Genomic DNA, 17455 nt, shown 5'->3' with positions numbered 1-17455 from the left:
GCAAGGGCGGCTATCAAAGGGATAGCCGCCCTTACTTTGTATTGGATTCAGCTTGCCTGTGACAGCAACATAAGATAGCGGAGTGCTCGGCCGTGATTCGGATTAAGTTCAAGCACTCTGTTGTAGGCATCTTGCGCTGCTATTCTTTCACCCAGAAAGCGTCGACACTCTGCCAAATAAAACCAAGAATTCACGAGACTTGGATCTAGATCGGTCGCTTGCTCCAAGTACTTTCTGGCTGACGTCGGATTACCTGTGCGAAGAGTTGCGATGCCTTTTGCCTGAATACTCAGGGCCCTTTGCTTCTCCGCAGCATCGTGATTGCCGAGACGCTCGTACTGTTTGGCCAATCGATCATGCAGCGTAGGCTCCGAACTGATCTTCGCTAACGATTCCCATATGCTTAGAGCCGCTTCATCTTGACCAGCTGACTGGTAAGCTTCTCCTAGCAAGAACGTTGCCTGGGGATCGCTGCCGCTCTGTTTTATGAACTTCTCCAAGAGTTTTATCGAGCGTGGTGAATTACCTCGCTGGATCTCAGTACCTGCCAGCAGAAGGATCGCGCCTTTGCCACTATGGGAGTTAGTGATTCTCTCCAGGAGCGGCGCCGCCTCATCCCAATTCTCCGAATCAACATGCCTTTTTGCTTCCTTCCCTAGCTTGACCTCTCCGAGTTTTTCAGTCGTTTGTTTAACCATAATGGCAATCGGATCTGAGGGCATCTTCTTGGAATTATATTCCGCCCGATCGCGATACTGTTGGGCCTGTTCCTTGAGTCCAAGTGCAAGAGACACTTGATAGCTCAATAGGAGGACTTCAGTGGTCCCGCTATGTTGCTGAGCAAGAGTGTTCAAGGGTCCAACCGCCTCTCTTGCACGACCAGAGCGGAGCCTCAGTTTAGCTAAGTGGGCAAGTGCGGCAGAATTACTGCCCGCCTTGACGAATGCGGACTCGGCTTCCGTGGGCTGTTCAAGGCGAAGATAGCAGCGACCTATCTCGCACCAAAGTCTGCTGTGTTGAGGCTTTTCCGAAATGGAAATCGCTTCATGGAACTGCTCAATAGCGTCCGAAAGTTTCCCCAGCCTGGCAAGGCTGACGCCGTAGAGGTAGTTGGCAAGTATCGACTTCGGGTTTTTTACAACGGCTAGTTCAAAGCAACCATTTGCGGCGGAGAACAAACCAAAAGCATAATAGGCTTGCCCAAGTTTCAACCAATCCGCTTCTGTGTCGTTCTCCTGTTCCACCTTGGCCACTACTCGGTCATGCGCATTCTGAAGGTCTGCCCTCGTTAAATCATCAACAAACGACAGGTCAGGCAATGGAACAATCGAAGGATTGCCTGGTTTCTGCTTATCCTCCGGTGCCTGTTGGGAGCTGGGTGCTGGCGATCTCACGTCATCGTTATTGAGCCAACTACTGACACGGCCGAACCGATCAAAGGGACGAAACAAATGCAATCCGCCGGCAACAATGTCTGGTCGCAGGTCATTGTTCAAGTCGCCACAGGCGATCGTCGTCAACATGATCGGTTCTTTGGCGATCGTGTGTTGCTGAAAGTTCTCCTCACCGTCGTTTTCCATCCAAGTAGCGCTCGCCGAAGCTGGCGAATCCCAATCGTTTACCATGCTGCACAATACGACATCGTTGTCCCCATCGCTATCTAGGTCACTAGCGGCCGCTGCGTAGGTACCCGAAAAGCTGGCCAACCGATGCTCGCTAAACTTCCATCCCCCTTCATTCTCCAACCAGAGACATCCATGATAGGGCTGAGGAATACAGTAGCTGTCTTCTAAGTTGTCCCCGACTGGCAAGAGAAGATCGGAGTCACCATCACCATCCAGATCCGTTTCCACAAGTCCCGCGCTCCCGATATCATAGTTGACGGTCATCCAAACGCGATGAGGAGTGAAATTGCCGTCGCCAAGGTTCTCGAAACCCCATACTTCCTCTTCATCTTGCGATACAATCGCGGCGATATCGAGATCACCGTCGTTGTCGTAGTCGGCAACGGGAACATGAATCGTTCCCGGCGCATACAATAGTTCATGATCCAAAAAGTTTCCGTCGCCTTTATTTTCCAGCCACAGCACTTGCCCACGTTGATAACCGAATACAGCGACCGCCAAATCGATATCGCCATCTTTATCAAAGTCACCTGGCTGAGCATCAACCACTCTTCTGACATCGTCGAGTAAGACCCTCTTTTCGAATACTCCCTCTTTGTTTTCCAAGAGTACCAAGCTGCCGATGACTCCGTCGTCGGGGTAAAGATTGCCCATGACGGAAACAAGGACATCCGAATCTCCATCTTGGTCCAAATCGACAACCGTAGCATGCGCAGGTGCAATGAGGTCATCTCCTAGCAGCTGTTCTTCCCAAAGACCAGCATCTGACTTGCGATAGCAATAGACGGCCTGCGCTTGAGCATCGCATACGACGACATCTTGTGAACCATTTCGATCCAAGTCGACGATCTGAACATTCGTGATCTTCGGTCGGTGAAATGGAGGAGGACCGATCTGCTGCAATTCGAAAGCGAGCTGGGAAGAATCTGAGGTGGGTACCTCTAGAGTCACAGGGTCCGATTCTACTTCTTGAGCGTGGGAGATTCGCCAAGCCGAAGAGATTACCGTCAAACACCCCAGCAGAAATATTAGTGGAGGTACTCGGAATTGCATTTTACTCACGCCGCTGGACTCCGAATTCCTATTTCCCTCGAACACATTGCCTCCCAGCAAGCAGCCAGCAACTGGTAAAAATCAACAAGACTCCGCTTGCTGGTTCGGGCACTATTCCAAAATGCTCCCTCGCAAAGAGATAGGCCTCGATTCCTATTGCAGATCCCATGATACGTCCTCCGAAGTCATCCGGTGGAACATGAATTCCGCCCCACAACCGAGAAATGCCGGCTTCGTCGGCGGCGTCAAAATAGGTCGCCCACTGGAGGCGGATTTCTTCCGACGGACCAGATTCGAAATGAAGAAAGTCGGGAGCAAACACTGCTTCTCCCAAGCCACCCGGAAAGTACTCGCTACCAGTGATTTGTGCTAATACCTCTGCCGCAGCACGGCTGAACGTACTGTGGCCGGATACGTAGGCGGCAAATGCCGGCGTGACAAAGTTATCTCGTTGGTAGGGCACCCAGTTCTCCGCCAGAATCCAATCGGTTCCGCTTACGTCATTGACTGGGTCAGCGGGCTCATGGTTCCAGGCCTGGACAACAATTTTACCAACCATAGCTTGTTCGGACAGGTATTCAAAAAACTCCCCATTATGATCGACGTTGGCGTTCAGGAAGGCATTTCGATGTTTCCCCCCGTCCGCAATCGAGTCTGAAGTAACTATCTCAATTAAACCTGGCTCCAGCGGTAAACCTTCGGGATGGTACGAGGGCAAGTTGGAGTCCGACGACTGTCCAAGTCCTCCCTGATATCGGATCATGGTGATGGGTCTTGTATAGTCGTATTCCCGCTTTACACCCCACGCTGCAACTGCCGCATCATGGACAGCTCCATTCAAAGCAAAGTAGGTTTTTACATCCCATTCCAAATCGTCGACTACTGGACCGACGCCGCCAATTCGTTTTACCAACAAGGGATTATCTGCTACCACATTTGCCAACACATTCCAGTGACCAGGAGGTGTTTCCGACTGGGGACCATCGGCCCAGAATTCCGCTAGGACACGACCGTAGTCAGCAACTTTCACCATGTTGTCTGCATAGGGCTGACCCGTCACAGGGTTGAGGGCATACCCTTGATCAACGTGAGTTCCCAGAGTGCGATTTCCAGAAGTACTAGGCGAGATGTTGATCTGTTCCGCCCCAGGGCCTTTGCTTGGATCAAGGGAATTGCTGTAGCGAATCAGCGCCAACGTGTTGTCGCGGTAATCAGCGTCGCCGACACCTCCCAATTGAGGTGGAGCGCCGGGATCAATTTCCGACCAACTATACGGCCCGCTTCCTCCGCGACCCAGCGCAAACGTATCGACGCTACCCCAATGTGGTCCCACGTAACTTTGCAGGTTGATACCAAGTGGTATGCCATTTTGTAAGGTAAATGCAGTGACATAGAGAGGTTGCCAACGATTTGGATCAACAACTCCATCCGTGGTCACGGCAGGAAAATCGACAATCATCGGTGGATTGGCGGGCATGTATCCCGTATTGTCCTGGTAGCCGTTCGCTTCATTCGAGCCGTCGTTCAGTTGACTGTCGAGAATCTGGCGTGCGATGCGATTACCAATTGCTGCTGGTGAATTTCCCACGGTCGTCGTCACATTCTTATCATAACCGAGCGTATCCATCACGTTGTCAAACAATGCTTGGGAAGCAATCGGATCAATCGCATGCGTGTAACGCTGCGACAGAACTCCGTAGGCAGCATAACTGATCGCTTCGTTGCGGGCCGTCTCAACATCTCCTGCCGCGTGTTTGTCGGTGTAGAAATGGCCCGTCGCTACCTGATCAAAAGCGGCCCAGGCATCGTACATCGCCGCAGAGGAGTGATACAGATTTCTGGCATGTACGGTAGGTGCGGGGAAATCGATACGTATTGCGTCTAGGAGCGATTCATTCCATAGTCTCGCGACCGATGGTTGGGCGTGCGCCGGCTCCAAATTTCCAATCACCCCTACCAACGAGAATATCAAGTAAACCGTTCTTCGCAAAACTAGGGTGTACATCTATGGAAGGGTCCAATATTAAACATTCGCCATTTTTCTGGCGCCTTCCGCTAGGTCTATACCGAGGCACTTGAATTGATTGCCACAAACAGGAATTTGGGGGATTCTTTTCCGTGATCATCACAGATTGATCGCAGAACTAACCCGTAAAAAAGAAATGATGCCACAGGTATTAGAAGACCAAAGCGGTCGGCATCATTAGGCAAAAAAACTCGGTGTCCGCTGGATGAGAAACGTCGCTAGGTTGCGTCGTATGGGTAAGGTAACCTATTAACTATAATACTTGAACACAGGCCGACGGTCAAGCAGTTTTAGCATTTCTATGAGAATCGCCCTCGTTCAATACAAGCCAATTTCTGGGGATATTGCTGGTAATCTCAGCAGACATCTCTCGTTTGTCGAGAGGGCTGCTGGTTCCGGCGCCGAGCTTGTCATGTTCCCCGAGCTTTCGTTAACGGGCTACGAACCCTCCTTGGCAAAGAAATTGGCATTGGATGTAGACGACAGCCGTTTCGACGCCATTCAAACTGTTTGCGAAAACGGCAACCTGGCGATAGGAGTCGGTGTTCCAACAAAGCACGACGACGGTCTGCGTATCAGCGTTTTGCTCTTCCGTCCCGGTAGGTCAAGGCAGGTACATTCCAAGGCATTTCTACATTCAGACGAAGAACCCTATTTCATCAGCGGCCCTCTTCCAACTTGCTTGGCCATTGCAGACCAGGGAATTGCTCTGGCGATCTGCTACGAATTGTCTATAGCAGCGCACGTCAAGCACGCCGCCGAGCAAGGAGCAAAGATATATCTTGCCAGCGTCGCCAAAACCGGCAAGGGCGTTGAACAGGCAAGCAAGAGGCTCAGCGAAATTGCCAGCCGATACTCGATGACAACGCTCATGGTAAATGCAGTGGGGATGGCTGATGGAGTCCTATGCGCTGGGACCTCTTCTGCTTGGAACAATAAAGGAGAGTTGCTGGGCAATCTCGATAGTACGGAAGAAGGAATCATCATCGTCGATACCGATTCAAACGATGTTGCTCTCCTCAGCGGGCTATGACTTCGTTGGGCAGAGTGCTGATGTCTGTATAGCGTCTGATCTTGTTCCAGTAAGTCCACAATGTCGAAGACGCTTCTTCTCGGCACTTGCAGCCAAAAACCCACCTCTCTCCACCACTCGTCCCTTGATCAAATTGCACAATTGACGAAAGAAATGGGGGAAAGCACGACTTGCAAGATGCAGGGAAAGCCCCGGGATGTTAGGATAGGTAAAGGCATGAGCTTGGGCCAGTTCCATAAATCATCACTAGCGTGTAAACTACTTTAATTGGAAAGATTTGGACTACTCTACGAATCGTACGGCTAATTTTCGTGCCCTTTCCATGATTGGGACTTCCACTCATCATCGGCGCGTCGATTTCGTGCTTCCTATCCGATTGCATCAGGTCGCAAGGTAGTCGTGATTGTTATCTAGAATTGAGGAACAGGAAAGTGAAACTCCTGCTATTCACGGCATCAGTTGTAGGCATGATCTCCAGTGCAGTGTTTGCGCAGACCTATCGGTACGAAGCCGAAAACGGCATCCTGGGCGGCGGCGGAACGTCGGTTCAGTCCGATGGCGGCGCTTCTGGTTCACAATATGTCCGCTTCAATAGTGGCGATAGCAACAACAGCGTAGCCATCAATCCTTTCGATCTGCCCGATGGCCTCTACGAGATGTGGGTAGGCTACCGATCTCCTTACGGCGAGAAAGGCTACTATTTTGATGTTGGTGATATTTCAGGCAGTGGCATGTTCGATGAATCTTCCAGCTTTAGCGATGACTTGGCAGGATTGTTCTCAGTCAATGGTGGACTAAGCTCAGCTTCGATCTCACAATACTGGGGCTACCACGACGTTGACTATCTTGAATTTCGCACCTATGAGCCCACCGAAGTGTTGCCTGTCCCCTCGACTCTGGTAAATGCAAATTCTGATTCTCGCACCCGCTTTTTAATGCAGTACCTTACCGGCATCTATGGAGACAAAACCATGAGCGGTCTGCAGCACGACGTGAACTCGGGTACCAACACTTTCCCCCCCACCAGCTACGTGACCAAGTCGGGTGGCCTCCTGCCTGCTGTCCGAGGTTCGGACCTGATCAACTATTCGTCATCTCGAACGATCTATGGCCAGCCCAACCATAACGAAACCGAAGACACGATCGCATGGGCGCAGCAGACCGGCGGCGTAGTAAGCATGATGTGGCATTGGAACGCGCCTGATGACTTGATCGACCAACCAGGCATGGAATGGTGGCGCGGATTCTACACTCATTCGACGACTTTTGATCTCAACGGCGCACTGAACAACCCTGGCAGTGCTGACTACAATAAGATCATCAGCGACATCGACACAATCGCCGTTGAGCTACAGAAGTTTGAGACCGCCGGCGTTCCCGTAATTTGGCGCCCGTTGCACGAAGCGGAGGGGGGCTGGTTCTGGTGGGGAGCCCACGGCTCAGACAATTTCAAAGAGTTGTGGAGCCTCATGTACGACCGCCTCACCGACCATCACGGCCTGGATAACCTGATTTGGGAATTTACCGACCTGGGCAACCCCGACTGGTACCCTGGTGACGACACGGTCGACATGGTCGGCTTGGATATTTACACGGACCCCAGCGACAATATGAGTGGACCTTGGCTAGACGCCTTAGAAAAGTACAACGGCGAGAAGATTATTGCCCTCTCCGAATCGGGCACGCTTCCCGACGCGGATGAAATGGAACAATGGGGCATCGCCTGGAACTACTTCGCGACCTGGAACGGATTCGATGATGACTTCACTGCACAACAACTCCAAAACACACTGGGTGATGAGGATGTGCTGACCGTCGACGAACTGCCTTGGTTTCCTTGGGCCAACGCTGCACCAAGTGATGGCGACTACGACAACGACGGGGACGTTGACGGCAACGACTTCTTGTGGTGGCAAAGGTGGGACGGATCACCCGCAGGGCTCACGAACATCCATGCCAATTACGGCCTCGAAATGAATGGCAATGTAACTACCGTGCCTGAGCCAGCCACATGGATGCTGATACTGAGCGCTGCACTAGGAATTTCTTGCCGAGGGCGTCGTGATTCGTTGAATCTCTAGATTCCGGAGTGCATTAGGTCAATCTACTACAGCATTCCCGGTGTCGGATTGAAAGGGACATCCGCCTCCTGGTCGGCCTCTGATGCTTCGGAAGCATAGGAATACCCAACGCACCCGGTCAGCGGGGTCTTCTGCTCGAACTTGTAGGTACCGTCTTCTTCTACCTTGAGTGTGGCGTATTGAACATACGCTAGGAGTTGCTGTTCAGATCCGAATTTGGCAACGAGCTCGGTGCTACCATTGCGCCGCTTCCCGTACAGAAAGTACATTTTGAGTTCCCCCTAGTCACTGCAACTTGATCGCTCTTGCAACCCGCCCAGCAAATCACAGAGTCAATCCTTACCCAGTAGAATTGTTACCAGCAGCACGGAATTCTCCGCCGCCTCAACCGCATGCGTCGTTCCTCCTTTGAGATAGAGCCATGAGCCTGGGTCCAATTCTCGCGGCTCATCTTCGACATAAAAGGTACAACGGCCACTCAAGCATTGTACCGTGATCGGGCCTTCCACTTTGTGCGGCGGTAGCGATTTACCTTCTTTGACGACTAGGCGAATTGCTTCAAACGCCTCGGTCTTCACCAAAGCGGCTGACTCAGTCGTATGAAATTTGCTGAGAGCGACAACCTCTCCATGTTTGGCATGTTCGATAGCCATTGTGGTTCCTCTTCATTTGCTTAATGCATCGGAATCTTCCCCAAAGGCTCGGCATGAACTGGGCGATTCCGTAGATGCGCTCCCCATGCTAGCACTCTCAGTGCGCCCTGTCCACAAACCAACCTAGTGTCAAATTGTCCAGTGTGTGTATAGTCCCCCCCGCGCTGTATGACCGTTTGGCCACAAGTCCTCTCAACCGAATCAACTGAGTGCTTGGCTTATGAAACAATCACATGCCCCACTGCGCAAGATTGAACGGGTTTCTCTCTTCTTGACAGCTCTGGTTTGTTGGTCACCCGAACTGGCAGTTTGCCAGGAAGAGGATCGCCCGGTTACGTCGCCTGCTCCAGAGCTGCGAGGACAAATGGTATTGAGTGTCTCAGCTGAGTTGATCGATGAACTTTTCGCGCGCGACATCGATAAGCATACGTCGGTGAATCGATGCGTACTTGGTACTCGGGCCTCAGGTTCAGCTCACACTTTAGGGCGTGCCGATGTGGTGCTCGAGCCAGATGACAACGGAGCTGCCTTTCGGGTGGTCCTCAAGGGAAAAAGCGAATCGGATACCGTGGGTCGCAACGGCCCCGCGATCATCCGAAGTCGCTCTGTCACGAACTGGGAAGCGGTGAAACATGTGAAGTTCGATGGAAAACGTTTTGTTTCGCCTCCTTCGACGATCACCGGAAATACCGTTATTACCCCCATGGGATTCGATTCTACACTTCCAGGCATGCGGGGCAGGATCGTCCGTCGTGTTGCCAACCGCAGAGCAGGGGAGATGCGCTCTTCAGCAGAGCGGATCAGCCAGAGACATACGGATCAAGAACTAGCCTCCGAAGTGGATGTAGCCGTCGATGCATGTGTCGAAAAGCTCAATCAGCGACTTCACACACGGCCACTCCTCACGCATCTACTGACACTCCTGGATTCCAAACTAATTGAGATTTCAACTAACGAGAAGTCGATTCATTTCGCCTTCGAGGGAACAGACACCTCTTTGGCTACCGTCTGTCCAATCGATCAGCACTTAATGTCGGAAATCGAACTCTGGGTCCATATGCCCCTGTTAAGGTCGCCAGACACAAATATACCGAAGCTCATGAATAACGCCTTGAGCTGGCTTCAAGACATATTGCCAGCCCATCTAAATCCAGCCGAGAGCACGAATGAGCTAGCCGTCCTTGCTTCACTGAGCGTAGTGGTGGTCGAAGATTGGGTTGTATTGCGATCGACACCAGAACGTGTGGCTAGCAGGTAAAATACATCCGATTCACAATTTGACTTTAGTTTTCCATCTTCTTCTCCTGGTGAGTTTGAATCGAGAGTGTGAATAGCAGCGAAACAATGGCGACGACTGTGAGATACCAAGCCGGTGAAGTCAGGTCACCTGTCTTGGCGATCAGCCACGTTGCGAAAAGTGGCGCTGTGCCGCCGAACAGTGCCAGCGTCAGATTGTAGCCGATGGCTGTGCCACTAAAGCGGAGCCGGGGCGGGAAAAGTTCGGCCATCGCCACCGCAAGTGTCGCCTGGAGTCCTGCCATGAATACTGCAAATACTCCCATCGCGACGGAAACGGCTACGACCGATCCACTGTCCATCCAGCGAAACAGTGGATAAGCCGTCAGTCCGATTCCTAGTGAACTGGCGACCAGCACGGTCTTGTACCCAATCAAGTCCCCCAGTCGACCGGCCAGTGGCATCAGTACGAGCATGAATGCCATGGCAAGCGTATTGATGAGCAAGGCATTGGCAATTGGCGGTTTGACAAAGTTCGTTAAGTATGTCGGCATCCATACGAAAAGTGTGTAGATACCGACGCCAAGTAATAGTGCGATTCCCGCGACTTGAATTACTTGCAGTGGTGCTTCCTTGAGTGCTTTCACTACGGGCTGCTTCTCAATATTCCCGGTACGTTGCATTTCGACGAATTCTGCGGTCTCATGAAGCCCGTGCCGCATCTGCCAGCCGATGATGCCGATCAACAAACCTCCCAAAAAAGGAAGCCGCCAGCCCCAGGTGCTGATTTGTGCAGGTGTTAACAGGTGATGTGCCAGAGTGGCTACGGCCGATCCCAGGAGAAGCCCAAGTACGGCGCCGAACATTGTCCAGCTACCCGATGATGCGCGGCGACCCTCAGGAGCCACTTCTACCAGATAAGTCGAGGAACCAATAAATTCCCCTCCGACTGATAGCCCTTGAGCAAGTCTCAACACGACAAGCAGAATTGGAGCAAGAAGGCCAACTTGTTCGTGGGTTGGCAGTATTGTCATGAGTGAAGTAGGTATCGCCATCATTGCAACCGAAAGTTGCAAGGCCCGCTTGCGACCAAGGCGGTCACCGATCTGGCCGAACAACACACCACCAATTGGCCGTGCCAAATAGCCTGCCGCGAAAACACCGAATGTCTTGATCAGTGCCGAGGTCTTATCAGACGCCGGGAAGAATTGGCTACTCATCAGAGGCGCAACGAAGCCAAAGACGGCAAAGTCGTACCATTCCAGCACGTTGCCGACCGCGCCAGTCAGCTTTGGTCCCCAGCGTGTGCTACTCACGTCTAACTCATTTCTTGGTGTCAGCTACCCGATCGCCCAGTGATACTTGATCGTCTACCGCCCAATTCGCTCTCCAAGGGCCGCCAGGAGTCCTCGCAATTCGGCAATCTGCTCGGCCTGCGAACTGTCGATGGAACCCAAGAAATCGGTATCTAGAGATAGCTCGTAGCGGTCGAGTTGGCGCGACACTTCCTTGAGGGTGGCGCTCAAAGGGCGAGGAGCGAGCAATGTCTGACGCTCATCGTCGCTCAAGGACTCGTAGTAGAGTCGCACGAAATTGTAGTCGCGAGTCATAGTGTCAAGCTTTTGCGCTTGCTCAGCAACCAATTCCAGACTTGCCTCGTCGGTACGCAAAAGGGCTGTCTCCACTTCGTCGAGACTGTCGTGGTAACCAGCAATTCGCGCGGCGAGTTCTGTAAGATTGATGGCAACCTGTACGGGATGTGGTGAGACAACTGTCAAAGGCTGCTTTTCGGACTTATCGACTTGATCCCTAGTTTCAAAGCTTACCATAGAAGAACCAGGCAAAGGGGCCTGTGGCAAAGCAGCCGTCTCGATGCCAGGCTTATTCGCCAAGTGGCGTTTGCTTGGATCCACGGTCGGCGGTTGCTCCGGCACGAATGAATCATCAGGGGTCGGTGCGATCGGCTCTTCGACTTCCATTGCTCCATCGTTGGCAATCTTCACAGAAAATGGATCGTAAGGGGTCGGTGTGATTGGTACGTCAGGAAATCTCGTACCGGCAAGCAAACTCGGGGCCTGGATCGTAGCCGGGGGCCGAGGTAATTCTGCCGGCGGAGAGTAAACGACGGCGGCCGATTCATGCGAGCTAAAAGTCGGTTGTGGCGTCAGGTCATCTATGCTGCCAGGCATGGAACGTACGATGGTGTCCGAGAGCCACTCGATCAGTTTTTCACGATCGGCTTCGCTCTGGTTTGAGGTTCTCCACGCGGCCATGACAGCTTCCACCTGAGAGAGTCGGGCGTCACGTTCGCGCGCACGTTGTCGGAAGGAGGCCTTAATCTGGTAGCGCACATCCGATTCCCATTGCTCAGGTTCATTGCTGGCGGGCGAATCTCCTTGCCTGGCGGTGACGCCTGCTGCAATCATGGCAATGGCGACCAATGCGCAAACAATTGTCGTTAAGCGTTCGTTTTTCTCAGTGGGATTGCCCATTCGTCGATCTATTCCTATTCATCAGCGCTTCCCTGCGGGTTGCGGCTAAACAAAAAAATATCGCGCTCCCCTACGGGCCGCGGTTAAACTATTTTCTAAAAGTATAAAACCCTACAATGGCATCGACGTAAGACAAAATTGGATTCAATGTTGTCACAACACCATGAATAATCCGCTTATTAAGCCCCTGCTCCTAGTTGCGCTTGTACTAGTTTTGCCGTTGATGCTGCTTGCGCTGCGAGGGGAGAGCTTCTCATCGCTCGTAGATCGCTGGCAAGCAAACCCGCCCGAGCACTGGCAAATGTTTGTCGTAGTGTCGGCAGTCCTCGCCAGCGATGTTTTTCTCCCTGTACCTTCAGGTCCGATAAGCACGCTGGCCGGCAACCAACTAGGCTGGCTCACAGGCACTGCCGCTTCCACCCTCGGCATGACAGTGGGAGGAGTTCTTGCGTTTGGCATGGCTCGACGCTGGGGTTGGCCATTGGCCGAACGACTTACGGCCAAAGGTCAATTGGACAATATGACACACGCCACTTCCCAGCAGGGTGGGTGGATGGTGCTCTTGACGAGACCTTTGCCGGTACTTGCTGAGGCCTGCGTCTTGCTGGTAGGTGCACTGCAGATGCGCTGGCGAGTTTTCCTGCCGGCACTCTTTGCAAGTAATCTCGTGGTGGCAGGTATATACTCGGCTTTGGGCCAATCGGCGGGGCAACGCGGTTGGCTTCCGGCGGCCGTCTGTATTTCGATTGCTCTGCCTGGATTGGTGGCGTGGTGGTGGAAAAGGGCTCTGGGGCTGAGAAACGAGAGACTCTGACCGAATGGCTTGTGTATAGAATAATAGCCTAGAAAGCGAATACAGTTGACAGCCGGGAGCACTGTTTCCCACAATTATGGGTAGGAACAGATTTTCTGAGAAACCCGTACTACTCGATGGGGTTGCAAGTGCAGGTGGCTTTGCCGCCGGAAGTTCCCCCGATTTTCTAAAAGGAGACTAGTCATGTTGTGCCGTGTTGTCTTGATGGCAGTTTTGTGTAGTGGATTTTCTACGGTCGGCGTGGCGCAGAATCCTGACGATGATTTTGGCGGATCCTCCGAAGAGGACGGCTCGCCGCGCGAGCGAGGAGACCGCGGAGATCGAGGTCGTGGTGATCGGGGAGAACGAGGGGATCGTGGAGACCGTGGCAGAGGACGGGGTCCCGCCCCAAATCTAATGTTCGAAGCAATTGATATCGACGGCGACGGAACGATTACCGCCCGAGAACTTAAGCGTGCCATTGTTGGACTGAAGAAACTTGATACCGACAACGACGGCAATCTCACACTCGACGAAGTCACTCCTCAACGAGGCCCCGGTGGGGATCCCAATCAGTTTGTCGATCGCATGATGGAAAACGATCTCAACGGCGACGGGCTGCTCACTCCCGATGAGGTCCCCGAGCAGATGGCTCGAATGCTAACTGGCGCGGATTTGAATGCCGACGGTGCGATTGATCGCGAGGAGCTTGGCCAGGCAATGCAAGCCATGCGGGGACGAGGTGGTCCTGGTGGCCCAGGCGGCTTTGGTGGTCGAGGAATGGGAGGCGATCCGGAGCAAATGACTAAGCAGCTCATGGCTGGCGACCGCAACGGCGACGGAGTCCTCTCCCCAAATGAGGTTCCTCAGCAGATGCATGGAATGTTGGCCGATGCGGATACCAATGGTGATGGAAGCCTGAACGCCAAAGAACTTCGCCAAGCGATGGAGACCGCTCGACAGCGGATGCAACGCTTCCAAGGTGGACAAGGGGGCAACTTCAATCCGCGGGATCGTGCTCGGCAACGACCACAGCAGTAATGACAACCCAACGCTTTTTTTGGCCACGGATTAAACACAGTTGATCACGAATAGGATTTGAGCTTACGCCTTATCCGTGTTTCACCTGTGTCGATCCGTGGCTACTCTTGCTCTTCGCACGTCGAATCTGCCACGCTTGAACTACTCCGAGGCTAGTTCACCGTAGCCATCGTCTCCGCGCCATTCATCGTGCCGAGGGCCTGATAGACGTCGAAATCGATGTCTTCGCCAACTGTATGCACCGAGCCGTCGCAGAGCAGAAACTGCGAGACTCCTGCGTGGGAGGCGGATACATCGCGGTCGTCGCTTTCTGCATGGTTCGGTGTATGACCGGTTTGGAAGAGGACCATGTGACCGTGGTCGTCGCTGGGATCGGTGATCTCTCGAACCGCACCGGCCCAAGTGGTTTCGTACTCAATGTGTACGCCGTGAACGCCGGCTGTGCGGAAGGGTCCATTTTGACGCTCGCCGAGCATGAGAGTTTGCGAAGTGCCGTCGGTGATTTCTGCCAGCCTCGTTTCGCTATTGCGATAGAACGGAGCCCAAGGTCCGTCGAAGGGACCAAAGGGATTTGAATCACCTAGCTTTTGTTCTTGATCGTCGTCCAGATCAGGGGCACCAAAATTGGCAACGTAGCAGGCCATCGCATAACGTTCTCCCTCTTGCATTTCGACAAAGTTGGTGGGCGAAAGATCATCGGTAGGGCAGAGCAGTGTCTCGATATGCTGCTCACGGACCATCGCGTTGACATTATCGAAGATCGGTTTGTCGAAATCGAACTGATCATACATGTTCCGCAGTTCCATGAAGGGCAACAACCATGCACCCCAGGAGTAGCCGCGATCATTCCCTTCTGGTCCGGGCAAGTATTCGTAGCCGGGTGGCAGATGCCGCAGGGCCGACTCGTAGTTGTGCATTGCCAGGCCGACTTGCCTCAGATTGTTCTTGCAAGAGTTTTTGCGAGCCGCCTCACGGGCCGCCTGAATCGCGGGGAGCAGCAAAGCGACAAGCACCCCTATAATGGCGATCACGACCAAGAGTTCGACGAGGGTAAAAGCGGATTGATTGTCGCGATGATGTTTCGTCTTGAGTTGCATGAGAATTACCTTTCGTCGATTATTTGCTTAGCAACAGGCTTTTCAACTGGTGCCTGCTGGTCGTCTACCAATTTACGGTCGTGGAGATGCTCGTGGGTGTGCGCCGTTGATTCTGTGGGATCATGGGTATGGTCATGCTTGATTTCCGCTGCATGAACATGGTAGTGCGTATGGTCCCCGTCGACCATCATGGGGGAGTTGTCGTCATTGTCCGCGTTGTCTTGGGCGCATCCCAAGAAAAGCAGCAAAGCGGCAACGGCTAGTTTTCTGAGCGGCATCATTTTCGCCAAGTGAGTAGAGTTAATTCTTCACTGTAATTCCCCCATTGTCGGTAATCAGCATCACATTTGGCAAGAGTCTGGGTCGCCACTCGTATTGTAGATACGCACAAGAGAGATGGTTGGATTGCCAGATTCTGCAGAAACATGGTCAGCCAAGTGCCAGAATGTCCCTGACCCATCCAGCCGTGCCGCAACGCGGCACACGGCTCCTGAGGCTGCAGAAAGGGAGAATACGCGCTCTGCTACGCTGGCGCTCCGCAGCGCGGCTAATAAAATTGCTTGACACGACTGAACCATCGTGCTACTGTACTATCTCAGTGGTACAGTTTATCCTTTTCCGTGTTTCTGCCAATGTTTCTCCATATCGAAACCGATAACGGTCTGGCCGTTTACGATCAAATTGTCCGGCAGGTAAAGTTTGCCGTGGCCGACGGGACGCTCTCTGCCGGCGACATGGTTTCGAGTGTTCGCGAATTGGCCAAAGAACTGGCGATCAATCCCAACACAGTCGCCCGGGCCTATCGGCAGTTGCAGGACGATGGGGTACTTACTCAAGTGCGAGGAACCGGCCTCATAGTGGAGAACGGAGCCCGGCGATCCTGTGTGACCGAGCGGAAACGGCTCATCAAGGCGCGTCTCCGTGACGTGCTTGTCGAAGCCCATCAGAGCGGTCTCAACGAACCTCAGATTCAAGAACTTATCCAAGGTGAACTACAGGCCGCTCGTCGGCAGAGTGAAAAATGATAGAGATCAGTCAAACTAAATGGGCAAGTAGCTGTCATTCCGAAGGAGTAACACGACTGAGGAATCCGGTTGGCAATCAGGAAATGTGTGGATGGCGTGAAAAGATCGAACCCAGATTCCTCAGTCGCCTAGGCTCCCTCGGAATGACAAAAGCAGAGACTCCAGCAGAACAACTATTATGCTACTACGAGGTTCTACATGACCACAGCCATTGAAATTTCACGCGTCAGTAAACGATTTGGCAACCACACCGCACTCGACGATGTGTCGCTCACCGTACCGGCGGGTACCGTCTTTGCCCTCTTGGGCGAGAACGGTGCGGGCAAGACAACCACAATCAAACTCCTCTTAGGACTCGAAGAAGCGGATAGTGGATCTATGCACGTGCTCGGGATGGATTGTCGCCGCGAGGCCGAGAAGATCCGCCGCCGTGTGGGCTACGTCCCCGAGCAGCCCGCGCTCTACGACTGGATGACGGCGAGCGAGATCGGTTGGTTTACCGCCGGATTCTATCCGGAGCCGTATGAACAAGAGTATCGCAAATTGCTCGAACGGTTTCGCGTGCCAGTGGGCCGAAAGATCTCGCAGATGTCCAAAGGGATGCGGGCCAAGGTGTCGCTCTCGCTTGCAATTGCGCATCAACCGGAGTTGCTGATTCTCGACGAACCGACTTCGGGTCTCGATACGCTCGTGCGGCGTGAGTTTCTCGAAAGCATGGTCGACATCGCCGCCGAGGGGCGCACCGTGCTACTCTCCAGCCATCAGATCAGCGAAGTAGAACGCGTGGCGGACATCGTGGCGATCGTCCGCGAAGGGGAACTTCTGGTCGTAGAATCGCTCGACTCGCTTAAGTGCCAAATCCGCGAACTGACAATCACCATGAGCGGCAGCCGTCCGCCGGAGTTGCCCTGCGAAACACTATCCAGCCGGCAGCGGGGCCGGCAATGGCAATTCCTGGTCCGTACGCCCGAGAACACGGATTTTGACAATCTCACCCAACAGTCAGAGGTCGTCGCCGTCGAAACCCGTACCCCGTCGCTCGAAGAAATCTTTGTCGCCTACATGCAAAGTGACAAACGAGCGAGCTGCACAACGGAAAGCGAGTCGTTAACGGCTAATTCTCAAGAGGTGGAGCGATGAGTTCAACACTCCTACATCCCGTATTGAAGATTCTATCTCTCAGAGACGCGGAGACGCAAAGGAAGAACGGTCTCTTCTCTGTGTCTCCGCGTCTCTGCGAGAAAATATCTTTGGTAAATCGATACAAGCATGAATCTCGTCTTACCGGTCCCTTGTAGGC

Annotated in this window: 15 protein-coding genes; 7 read left to right on the top strand and 8 right to left on the bottom strand. The window is 53.1% G+C overall.

Going from position 1 to position 17455, the window contains the following annotated elements:
- Nucleotides 1-47: 47 nt before the first annotated feature.
- Together Pr1d_RS05940 and Pr1d_RS05935 are read right to left on the bottom strand one after the other, a co-directional pair.
- On the bottom strand, nt 48-2678 hold the full coding sequence (locus Pr1d_RS05940; RefSeq protein ID WP_238476710.1) for an FG-GAP-like repeat-containing protein: 2631 nt from the start codon (nt 2676-2678) through the stop codon (nt 48-50).
- 28 nt (nt 2679-2706) lie between these two features.
- Entirely contained in the window at nt 2707-4683 is a 1977-nt protein-coding gene (locus Pr1d_RS05935; protein ID WP_148072672.1) for a vanadium-dependent haloperoxidase, read from the bottom strand.
- A gap of 322 nt (nt 4684-5005) precedes the next feature.
- Here Pr1d_RS05935 and Pr1d_RS05930 point away from each other — a divergent pair, with 322 nt between their 5' ends.
- Together Pr1d_RS05930 and Pr1d_RS05925 are read left to right on the top strand one after the other, a co-directional pair.
- Complete coding sequence (locus tag Pr1d_RS05930) at nt 5006-5737, top strand: carbon-nitrogen hydrolase family protein (RefSeq protein WP_148072671.1); 732 nt, start codon at nt 5006-5008, stop codon at nt 5735-5737.
- Nucleotides 5738-6168: 431 nt separating this feature from the next.
- Nucleotides 6169-7818, top strand: coding sequence for a glycosyl hydrolase (locus Pr1d_RS05925; RefSeq protein ID WP_148072670.1), 1650 nt, complete (start codon nt 6169-6171; stop codon nt 7816-7818).
- A 26-nt stretch (nt 7819-7844) separates the two neighbouring features.
- Here Pr1d_RS05925 and Pr1d_RS05920 read toward each other — a convergent pair whose 3' ends face one another.
- Nucleotides 7845-8087 (bottom strand): hypothetical protein, encoded by a 243-nt coding sequence (locus Pr1d_RS05920; protein ID WP_148072669.1) that lies wholly within the window; start codon nt 8085-8087, stop codon nt 7845-7847.
- A 63-nt stretch (nt 8088-8150) separates the two neighbouring features.
- Nucleotides 8151-8471: a cupin domain-containing protein gene (locus Pr1d_RS05915; RefSeq protein WP_148072668.1), complete on the bottom strand. Its 321-nt coding sequence runs from the start codon at nt 8469-8471 to the stop codon at nt 8151-8153.
- Between the two features lie 220 nt (nt 8472-8691).
- Between Pr1d_RS05915 and Pr1d_RS05910 the strand changes: the two genes are divergently transcribed.
- Nucleotides 8692-9729, top strand: coding sequence for a hypothetical protein (locus Pr1d_RS05910; RefSeq protein WP_148072667.1), 1038 nt, complete (start codon nt 8692-8694; stop codon nt 9727-9729).
- Nucleotides 9730-9754: 25 nt separating this feature from the next.
- Here Pr1d_RS05910 and Pr1d_RS05905 read toward each other — a convergent pair whose 3' ends face one another.
- Nucleotides 9755-11023 carry an MFS transporter gene (locus tag Pr1d_RS05905; protein ID WP_148072666.1) on the bottom strand — a complete coding sequence of 423 codons (1269 nt, stop codon included), beginning with the start codon at nt 11021-11023 and terminating at the stop codon, nt 9755-9757.
- Nucleotides 11024-11077: 54 nt separating this feature from the next.
- Nucleotides 11078-12199 carry a hypothetical protein gene (locus Pr1d_RS05900; protein WP_148072665.1) on the bottom strand — a complete coding sequence of 374 codons (1122 nt, stop codon included), beginning with the start codon at nt 12197-12199 and terminating at the stop codon, nt 11078-11080.
- A 163-nt stretch (nt 12200-12362) separates the two neighbouring features.
- Here Pr1d_RS05900 and Pr1d_RS05895 point away from each other — a divergent pair, with 163 nt between their 5' ends.
- Both Pr1d_RS05895 and Pr1d_RS05890 read left to right on the top strand, forming a co-directional pair.
- Nucleotides 12363-13013, top strand: a complete 651-nt coding sequence (locus Pr1d_RS05895; protein ID WP_148072664.1) for a TVP38/TMEM64 family protein — start codon at nt 12363-12365, stop codon at nt 13011-13013.
- Nucleotides 13014-13196: 183 nt separating this feature from the next.
- A complete protein-coding gene (locus tag Pr1d_RS05890) occupies nt 13197-14033 on the top strand; it encodes an EF-hand domain-containing protein (protein ID WP_148072663.1) in 837 nt (278 codons plus the stop codon).
- A 152-nt stretch (nt 14034-14185) separates the two neighbouring features.
- Here the strand turns inward: Pr1d_RS05890 and Pr1d_RS05885 are convergent, their stop codons facing one another.
- Together Pr1d_RS05885 and Pr1d_RS05880 are read right to left on the bottom strand one after the other, a co-directional pair.
- Complete coding sequence (locus Pr1d_RS05885) at nt 14186-15130, bottom strand: DUF1559 domain-containing protein (RefSeq protein ID WP_148072662.1); 945 nt, start codon at nt 15128-15130, stop codon at nt 14186-14188.
- Between the two features lie 5 nt (nt 15131-15135).
- The gene (locus Pr1d_RS05880; RefSeq protein ID WP_210417898.1) at nt 15136-15420 is read right to left on the bottom strand and encodes a hypothetical protein; all 285 of its coding nucleotides are present in this window, start codon (nt 15418-15420) and stop codon (nt 15136-15138) included.
- 342 nt (nt 15421-15762) lie between these two features.
- Between Pr1d_RS05880 and Pr1d_RS05875 the strand changes: the two genes are divergently transcribed.
- On the top strand, nt 15763-16155 hold the full coding sequence (locus Pr1d_RS05875) for a GntR family transcriptional regulator (RefSeq protein WP_148072660.1): 393 nt from the start codon (nt 15763-15765) through the stop codon (nt 16153-16155).
- A 198-nt stretch (nt 16156-16353) separates the two neighbouring features.
- Nucleotides 16354-17295: an ABC transporter ATP-binding protein gene (locus tag Pr1d_RS05870; RefSeq protein WP_148072659.1), complete on the top strand. Its 942-nt coding sequence runs from the start codon at nt 16354-16356 to the stop codon at nt 17293-17295.
- Nucleotides 17296-17455: the final 160 nt, after the last annotated feature.

It is taken from the genome of Bythopirellula goksoeyrii, from assembly GCF_008065115.1.
GTDB classification, from domain to species: Bacteria; Planctomycetota; Planctomycetia; order Pirellulales; family Lacipirellulaceae; genus Bythopirellula; species Bythopirellula goksoeyrii.
Note: the sequence above shows the minus strand (reverse complement) of the source record. Positions and strands in the feature narration are given on the sequence as shown.